The 8,336-nt window shown below is 68.2% G+C and carries 7 protein-coding genes and 3 pseudogenes; 5 read left to right on the plus strand and 5 right to left on the minus strand.

Features of this window, described 5'->3' with window-relative positions; genetic code table 11:
- On the minus strand, positions 1–794 hold a 794-nt coding region (locus tag ABZ840_RS37490), incomplete at its 3' end, for a helix-turn-helix transcriptional regulator (protein ID WP_361568512.1).
- Between the two features lie 392 nt (positions 795–1,186).
- Positions 1,187–2,020, minus strand: coding sequence for a PIG-L family deacetylase (locus tag ABZ840_RS37495; protein WP_361568515.1), 834 nt, complete (start codon positions 2,018–2,020; stop codon positions 1,187–1,189).
- 715 nt (positions 2,021–2,735) lie between these two features.
- Here ABZ840_RS37495 and ABZ840_RS37500 point away from each other — a divergent pair.
- The gene (locus ABZ840_RS37500; protein ID WP_361568518.1) at positions 2,736–3,191 is read left to right on the plus strand and encodes an NUDIX domain-containing protein; all 456 of its coding nucleotides are present in this window, start codon (positions 2,736–2,738) and stop codon (positions 3,189–3,191) included.
- A gap of 173 nt (positions 3,192–3,364) precedes the next feature.
- Here the strand turns inward: ABZ840_RS37500 and ABZ840_RS37505 are convergent, their stop codons facing one another.
- On the minus strand, positions 3,365–3,868 hold the full coding sequence (locus tag ABZ840_RS37505; RefSeq protein WP_361568521.1) for a replication-relaxation family protein: 504 nt from the start codon (positions 3,866–3,868) through the stop codon (positions 3,365–3,367).
- A 738-nt stretch (positions 3,869–4,606) separates the two neighbouring features.
- Here ABZ840_RS37505 and ABZ840_RS37510 point away from each other — a divergent pair.
- Positions 4,607–5,332, plus strand: coding sequence for a glycoside hydrolase family 11 protein (locus tag ABZ840_RS37510; RefSeq protein ID WP_361568524.1), 726 nt, complete (start codon positions 4,607–4,609; stop codon positions 5,330–5,332).
- Positions 5,333–5,479: 147 nt separating this feature from the next.
- Here ABZ840_RS37510 and ABZ840_RS37515 read toward each other — a convergent pair.
- Positions 5,480–5,629 (minus strand): annotated as a pseudogene (locus tag ABZ840_RS37515) (transposase); the annotation flags it as partial.
- A gap of 301 nt (positions 5,630–5,930) precedes the next feature.
- Between ABZ840_RS37515 and ABZ840_RS37520 the strand changes: the two are divergent.
- The 3 genes and pseudogenes from ABZ840_RS37520 to ABZ840_RS37530 form a co-directional block, all read left to right on the plus strand.
- A pseudogene (locus tag ABZ840_RS37520) lies at positions 5,931–6,131 on the plus strand (IS5/IS1182 family transposase); the annotation flags it as partial.
- A gap of 875 nt (positions 6,132–7,006) precedes the next feature.
- Positions 7,007–7,636, plus strand: coding sequence for an HdeD family acid-resistance protein (locus ABZ840_RS37525; protein WP_361568527.1), 630 nt, complete (start codon positions 7,007–7,009; stop codon positions 7,634–7,636).
- 270 nt (positions 7,637–7,906) lie between these two features.
- Positions 7,907–8,188, plus strand: a complete 282-nt coding sequence (locus ABZ840_RS37530) for a diacylglycerol kinase family protein (protein ID WP_361568529.1) — start codon at positions 7,907–7,909, stop codon at positions 8,186–8,188.
- On the opposite strand, the pseudogene ABZ840_RS37535 reads toward ABZ840_RS37530, so the two are convergent.
- Positions 8,143–8,244, minus strand: a pseudogene (locus ABZ840_RS37535) (MerR family transcriptional regulator); the annotation flags it as partial. The gene ABZ840_RS37530 and the pseudogene ABZ840_RS37535 overlap by 46 nt on opposite strands.
- Positions 8,245–8,336 lie beyond the last annotated feature (92 nt).

Below are 8,336 nucleotides of genomic sequence, written 5' to 3' on the forward strand. Positions count from 1 at the left end.
CCTGTGGTCTGCTTGACCACCGGATGATCCTCCGCCAGCCGCAGCCCGCGCCGATCCTCCAGTACCGACGGTAGGCCGAAATACTCGGCAGCCGCAGCAGTCAGCACCACCAGCGGATCGGTCGGCTTGCCGTATTCACCGGTCAGCGGCGGGGCCCCCAAGCCGGCCTCGCCCAGCGTCCACTCCGCCAGCGCCGGGATCGTCCTCGCCTCGCAGTCCAGCAGCACGCCGCCCACACCGTAAGCAGTCAGCTCGCCGCCCTCGGCGACATCCAGGACAACCAACGGGCCACCGGGGAACTCGTTGTGGCTCCGGCGGGCTGTCTTCTTCGCACCCGGCCGCCGCGACGACGGCCGGCGCTGCGCCTGCTGCGCCGCACGGCGCGCCGCAGCAGGGGCGGGCGCAGGGGTGCGGGCGGTGTCGGCGGCCGCCGCAGCCTCAGCAGCCGGCTCCGCTCCGGCCGCCTGGGCGGCCGGGGCGGGGCCGGCAAACGTCTCCGGCGCCGGTGCGGCCTCCGGGAGCGCCGCTGGTGGAGGACCGGCGGGAAAGCGGGCTGCGAGGCGTTCCAGGAGCCGGGCGTAGGCGGCGCGCTTGGGCGGGCGCGGCTCGGACCGTCCGGCCTCCCAGTTGCCCACCGCCTCACGTCGGGTCTCCAGGGCCTTCGCGATCTGCGCCTGGCTCAGCCCGGCCGCCTCACGCAGGCGCCTGCGCTCCGCAGGATCCGGCAGAGGATCCTGCGCGACCTCCTCCAGCAGCGCGTCCACTGCCCTGAACAGGGCATCTTCCTCCGACACAGGAACCACCTCCACGCGCCACACTACACACAACCGCACATGGAGCGCGCTTCAATCGCCCCTCCTCCGCGTGTGAATCACACCCGGATCGCGCATGCCGGGCCGGTGCTCCCACGACGCCGCGATGTACCCCTGCCACGACAGCCAGCGACCAAGCGACACGCCGTCACCTGCCAGCACGCCTCACCCCCACACCACCCCGCCGTCAATCACCCAGCACCGATCAAGCCCAGTACCAGCGAGACGCAACGAAGCTGACACACCCTCACGGACGACGCCCACCGACACAAGACCGGCACCTCGCAGACACCCGAACGCCGACGCCTTCATCGGCAGGCAGCGACGCAGCCCCTCATCAACGAGCGCTTCCCGGGCCCGATCGGACCGGCGGATCAGCGCAGCCCGGCGAAGAGATCATCCTCGGGCACGGGCGCGCCGGTGGGGTCCTTCACGCGCAGGAAGGTCTCCATGCCCATCAGCTCGCCGAACCGCTCCCTGCCCATCTTCAGGAAGAAGATGTTCTCCCCCTGGCTGGCGTGCGCAGCCAGCGCATCGAACTTCTGACCACTGAAGGCGGTGGTGTCCACCCACGTGGTGATCTCCTCATCGGGCAGGCCCATCTCGGCCATCGCGGCGGCCTCGGCGGGATCCGGCTCCGGCATGTCCGGATCAACCTCGCGCAGGACCTCCCCGAACCGCCGCATCCCCGAGCGGGGCATCGTCGTCCAGTACACCTTCGGCGTCAGCGCGATCCGCTCCAGCGCCGCCATCGTGATGCGGTGGGCCTGGATATGGTCGGGATGGCCGTAGAAACCGTTCTCGTCATAGGTGAGGACCACATCGGGCCGGTAATGCTCCATGAGCCCCGCCAGCCGCGCGGCGCCCTCTGCCACCGGGGTCTGCCAGAACGACCCGGGGGCCTCGTTGCCCGGCCAGCCCACCATCCCGGAGTCGGCATAGCCCAGCATCTCCAGATCACTGACCTTCAAAGCGGCACAGCTCTCCCGGAGCTCCTCACGGCGCATCACGGCAACGGCCGCCGGATCGTGCCCGGCCTCGCCCGGCTTGACACCCCCCGGCCCATCCCCGCACCCGCCATCGGTACACGTCACCAACACCGTGCGGATACCCTCCGCCGCATACCGCGCGAGAACCCCTCCGGTCGAGGTCGCCTCGTCATCGGGATGAGCATGCACAGCCATGAGCGTCAACGGCCGGTCATTCATAGAAACAGTCCTCCTGCACGAATGCATCCTGATGCGAGTCCGCGGAAGGCATACCGCGAACCCAAGGCCCGAAGCCCGGCAGACGGACAACCCTGCGGTCTTTGTCCTTCCCCGCCCGCGGCCCGGTACCCCGGCCCATGCAACAGCACCGCACAGGCCCACTGTTCCCCGACACGACCGCTCCGCCTCCCAACACCGGCATTACCACGCACACCAGACACAACCACGACCCACACCTATCAACACCACACCGCAGCCAGCTCCCCTCCCGCAATAGCCCGCAAGCCCCTCCTCACCCAGCCGCAGCCGCTCCGCCAGCTTGCACAGGAGCACCAGACAAGCACCGCCGAAGCTCTACGTGTTCACAAGCCATGAGCCCAGAAGCGGCCACCGACACCCGACCACCGCACACCCACCCCCGCCACCCACCACCCACCACCCGGCATGCTGCCGCACTCGACTGCAGGGGGACCCGCTTCGGTGAACTGCGCGCTGCTGCGCCCCGGGAGCCGGCCGACCTTCCATGCTGGCTTCGTCGGTGTAACGCGAGAGCGATTGATGTCGAGTTCAGGCAACAGGTGTTGATCAAGCGGGTCCGGAATGTTGTCGAGTTCCGGGCGGCTCGCGGAGAAACGGCGTTGTCAGTGGGTTCTGCCAGGGTGTGCTTCGTGGATGAACTGGTAGGCGTGTCGACTGTCAAGATCGTGTCCTGGGGGTGGTCACCCGTCGGCAGGCCATCCGGGAGGGCTGGCTGCATCGAATCGCCTCGACGGTGTGCCGTGATGAGCGCGGCCGGATCCTCGTCCATCGGCGGTCGGAACAGCTGTCGCGCTTCCCCGAGCTCTATGAGGCCATGGTCGGTGGCGCCGTGGATGTCGGCGAATCCTATGAACAGGCTGCCGCGCGGGAGCTGGCCGAAGAGCTGGGCATCCGTGGCCTGCCGCGCTTGCTGTGCACGTTCATCAACCGCAGCGGCTTGAGCCCTCACTGGCTCGGCGTGCATGAAGCCGTAGTTCCAGACGCTGTGACCCCCGATCCCGATGAGGTCGCCTGGCATGGCTGGCTGACCGAGTCGGAGCTTCACTCGGCCCTGTTGAAGTGGCGCTTCACTCCCGACAGCCACGAAGCCTTCAGCCGGTATCTCGCGTTCCGGAGCACGCAGTCGTCCTGACCTTTCTCACCTCTTCGATCGTGCCCCTCAGCCCAGGGACTGTTGTTCGGCTCGAACGCGGGTGGTCATGAGGCGGTAGGAGTCGGTGATGCCATTTGACGCCATTGAAAATTCTCATCGCCCGCCACCGCCAGAACCAGCATCGCGCCAGCTCAGAGGGCGATGCCCCCTCGTCAAAGGTGACACATAAATGACAGTTCTCTAGTGGCATTCCAGCGGCACTTCACACCGACGACCCGCCACACCGGACAGTCGGGCCCCTGCCGGGTCAGCAGGGGCAGGGTCGTGGTCGCCGCGGTGATCCGGTAGTTCACGCTCACCACGCGGCGGGCGCGGTCGTGGAAGGCGGCCTCCCTCGTGGCCGGGGCGGCGGGGCGGGGGGCGGGGGCGAAAACGAACAGCACCGGCGGGAAGGGGCGGCCCAGGCTCGGTCCGGCGTAGGTTTCCTGCCAGTGGCTGCGCGGGGGTCGGGCGGCGTTGCCTCGTCCGCTCGCCGGTGCTCCGCGGTAGGCGTCGTAACGCTCCAGCTTGGCGATCAGGCGGGCGTAGGACATCGTGCGGTCGATCTCCACGAACCCGTGGGAGCCGCCGTTCAGGAGCACCACACCGTCGGGCACCGGAGAGCCGGCCGGAGTGGGGTGGGCGACCTCCACTCGCCAGTCAGCATGATCGGCCACCTGCGCCTGGGGAAGGCGATGACGGTGTCGCCCAGGGCGAGGGCGTGCTCCCGCAAGCCGGCGCGGGGAACCACCGTGCGGTGGAACACACGTCGAGAGCCCCGCGAGGGGGAGTGGTCCGGGTCGCAGCGGAAGATAATCGCACTTTCCCGGGCCATCCACTGAAGTCGGCGACGGGTGGTGCGCTTGCTCATTCCGGTCGCCACCCGCGGTCGAGGGGCCGAGGCGTCCGTCAGGGCGAGGCTGACGGATTCAGGGGTCCGAGCGCGGCACGGTACCTCGACGTAGGCGACGCTCGCGGATTTCACCGCGTCATACGTGGTGAATCAGGCAGGCCGTTCGCGCGCCGTTGTTCCCAGTGAGGGCTGGCGCAGCCGCGTCCCGTTTCGAAAGTTTCGAGCGTCGTGCACATACTTGCATTACGGTCCTTCTTCATCGCATTCCTTTCCTTGCAACGGTTAGCGTGAGGAGAGGGTTGACCAGCGAAGACATACTCGCGGAGACCTCTTCTGCCCATAAAAGAGTTTCCGAAAGAATGTCGAAAGTGTTGACAGGGTCATGGCGCTCTACGAAAACTGTGGCCACCGAGCGACAGGAGACCGTCGTTCCCGTCGCGTCATGTGACCGGGGATGGCGGTCCGTTGTTGCGGCACGACGACGGGCAACCCCCGTCGTGTTCCATGCAAGGCCGCGGGCAGCAGAAGCCGCCCGCCCCACCAGCCTTCATCGGGAGGACGCATGCATCAGGACAGCAAGCAGCAGGACCAGATCCAGCAGAACCCCGCTCCCTTCAGCAGCTTGAGCCGACGAGGCTTCCTCAGCGGCGCCGGCACCGTCGCGCTCGCCACCGCGTCCGGACTGCTGCTGCCCGGCACCGCCCACGCCGCCACCACCATCACCACCAACCAGACCGGCTACGACGGCATGTACTACTCGTTCTGGACCGACGGCGGCGGCTCCGTCTCCATGACGCTCAACGGCGGCGGCAGTTACAGCACCCGGTGGACCAACTGCGGAAACTTCGTCGCCGGCAAGGGCTGGAGCACCGGCGGGCGCAGAACGGTCCGCTACACCGGCTACTTCAACCCGTCGGGGAACGGCTACGGCTGCCTCTACGGCTGGACGTCGAACCCGCTGGTGGAGTACTACATCGTCGACAACTGGGGCAGCTACCGGCCCACCGGCGAGTACAGAGGCACTGTCTACAGCGACGGCGGCACGTATGACATCTACAAGACGACGCGGTACAACGCCCCTTCCGTCGAGGGCACCCGCACCTTCGACCAGTACTGGAGCGTCCGGCAGTCGAAGGTGACCAGTGGCTCCGGCACCATCACCACCGGCAACCACTTCGACGCCTGGGCGCGCGCGGGCATGAACATGGGCCAGTTCAAGTACTACATGATCATGGCCACCGAGGGTTACCAGAGCAGCGGAAGCTCGAACATCACGGTCAGCGGCTGACCTCTGTCCGGCGAACAACCGGTTGCGGGCTCGTCCTCGTGGCGGGTCCCGCAGCCGTGGCCAACTCGCCACCGCGGGACGGGGCGACCGGTTCGACAACCCGCACCTCCACACAGCGATCGGCGACATCCCACCCCGACGAGCACACGCCTTGTCCGCGATGACCGCGTCGGGCCCGTGTGACGGGGCCGCCCGGCTCCGGCCCGGGGCGCCCCAAGGCGTCCATGACCTCGTGGAAGACGGTGGAATCGTTGACGTTGCCGGGCGTGACGACGACGGCCAGGGCAGGCCCCGGCCGCCTGCACCTCCCAGACCTGCCACCAGTGCGGTCAAGTCGACCGCAAAAGCCGCCGCACCCGCTGCCTGTTCCGCTGCACCAGATGCGGACACACCACCCACGCTGACATCGGCTCCGCCTTCAACATCAAAACCCGCGCTACCGAAGCCCACATCCGAGCATCAGCTCGAACTGGGGCAGCAGGGCCCAACCTGCTGCCCCAGTGGGCGCGGCCGCGGTGCACGGCGCGTGCGCCGAGCGAGGCTATTCCAACCGTTCAACCGGCCTGTACACCCAGCGTCTGCCCGCCGGCAGCCGCCCCGCCGGTGGACGGTGGAGCGCGCCCTGGGCCGGCCGATGCTCCACCGCCGTCCGACCCGCGACCACGAGACCCTGCCCACCGGCTCCGAAGCCATGATCCACCCGGCACTGACCGACCCGATGGCCCACCGCCTCACCGACGAGGCCACCGTCTCCTGGCACGACCCGGCACACCAGGAGCAAACGCCGATTCCGCGATAGAACACCGGGAGAAAACGACCACTCAGAGTCTGTGTAACCCCTGATGAGTGACTGTCTGTGACTAGTGGGAAAGTCGGTCACTGATGGGGCCGTGTGGAGCGTGTTCGAATGCGGGTGGGATGGTTCAGGCACGTACGCGGGAGCTTCCGGTCGGCTCTGGTGGTCATGGGGAGTGAGACGGCGCCTGGCGCTTTGTACGAGCCGAACGCCTCCTTCCGTCGGCAAGGCGGCGGCACTTCGGTCCGTGCTGGAGGTGAGTTCCGTGCCCCAGGCGGTGGGAAGCGTGCTGCGCGACCGCTTCGATGAGCTGGTCGCCGCCTCGCTGAAGTCGGTGCAGGTGGTCACGCACCGTCAGTTCGCGCGGGGTGACATCGCGCTGGAGACCGAGCCGGTGCGTTCGCACGGCGGTCACCAGCCGGTCGAAGGCGAGACACGCCGGGCGCCGAGACCTCGCTGCGGCTCTTCACCGAAGAGTCGGCTTGTCCAGGGTGGGGTGAGGAAGTGCTCGAAGCGGTTGGCGAGCTTCTCCAGGTTGCGGTGGACCTCGACGGCGCCCCTAGCAGGGAACGGGAGCCCGCGCAGAGTGACACAGCCAGTCATGGCACGTGCCCACGGCGATGGCCGGGCCCGCATTGGGGCTGCACTTCGGTCCACCCTCGATGCCCGGTGGCCTACGTCGCCGCCCGGGGCGGTATGAGGCAGAAGGCTTTCGCCCTTTGGTACCGCCTACTGGTCTGGCCTGGCCAGTGTCGTTTCGTTCGCGTGGACGGTGTCATCGGCGACGCGACCGTCGTCTTCGACGGGTGAAACGGGGCCGGGCGGGACGACGATAGGAATGACCTGATTCCACCGCTCTTTCCCTAGGAGGAGACGGTATGACATCTCCTTCCGATGCCTCCGTCACCGGAAGTCTGAGTGCCCTGGCGAACAGGAGTTGGCAATTCGCTCTCACCACGGGGCTGGCCACCATCTCCCTGGGTGTGGTGGTTCTTGCCTGGCCGGGAGAGACGCTGCGGATCGTCGGTGTGCTCTTCGGCATCTACCTGTTGGTCACGGGTGTCTTCCAGCTCGCCTCCGCCTTCGGCACACACGTCCCCGGGCATCTTCGGGCGCTGCATTTCCTCACCGGGGCGCTCTCCGTACTGCTCGGACTGGTCTGCTTCCGAGGCACCCTGCAGTCGATCCTGCTGCTCGCCCTGTGGATCGGCTTCAGCTGGCTGGTGCGCGGCATCATGATGACGACCACGGCGGCATCCGCCCCAGACATGCCGGCGCGGGGCTGGATGCTCTTCTTCGGCATCATCGGCATACTGGCGGGCATCGTACTGGTCGTCCTGCCCGTCACCTCGATCGCCGCGCTCACCCTGACGGTAGGCGTCATGGCCATAGTGCTGGGGGTGGTCGAAGCGTTTCACGCCGTCAGGATGCGGATTGACGTCGGCCGCCTCGTTCAAGGCACTACGCACCGGCGGCGCCCGCTGTTCCACCCCCACCCCCAGCACTGACTGCAGAGAGGCCCGGTGCTCCGGCGCGCTCCCGCCTGCCCGGCGTTGCGGGAGTCGCTGCTTTGAACAAGATTCCGACCCGCCTGGATGGCCGCCGACTGCACGCGGGGGCGGGAATTCGACCTGGAGCGTCGGCCGGCACCCGGTTGCTGGCTCAGGGCAAGGGCAGCAGCCGCCTTCGAGTCGGGCCGGCGGAGTGTGAGTGGTCGGCCGCGGGCCCGGCCGTACGGTGTGCAAGGGGCCCGCCGATGCTGCGGCATGGGAGTGGCGATGGTTGGCGCCCAGGCAGGTAGGCGGACAGTGGTCGTGGCGAATCCACGCCCGGGTGGTGGCAAGCCCGCTCATTTCGCCTTGGCTGGTCGGGCCGAACGGATGGGAGCGGAGGTCTGGCTGATCGACGCCGAGCACGACGCGGCATCGCTGGCGAGGCGGGCCGTTCGGGAGGGGGCGGAGCTGCTGGGAGTCATGGGTGGCGACGGCACGGTAGCGGCCGTGGCCGCGGTGACTGCGGGGGTGGTGCCGAACATTTCGGCGGCCCGGCCCATGGTGTAGGCGGGGTAATCGTCGTCGTCAAGCTTGTCGACGGGGTGGGTACTGCGAGGGGGCATAGACCTCTTCTTCCGGGGATACGTCCGAGGGGCGCGGGGGGGGGGGGGGGGGGCCGGGCCCCGGCCCGGCGACCCCCAACACCGGCCCGGGG

This window comes from Streptomyces sp. NPDC047117, assembly GCF_040643545.1.
Taxonomy (GTDB): Bacteria; Actinomycetota; Actinomycetes; order Streptomycetales; family Streptomycetaceae; genus Streptomyces.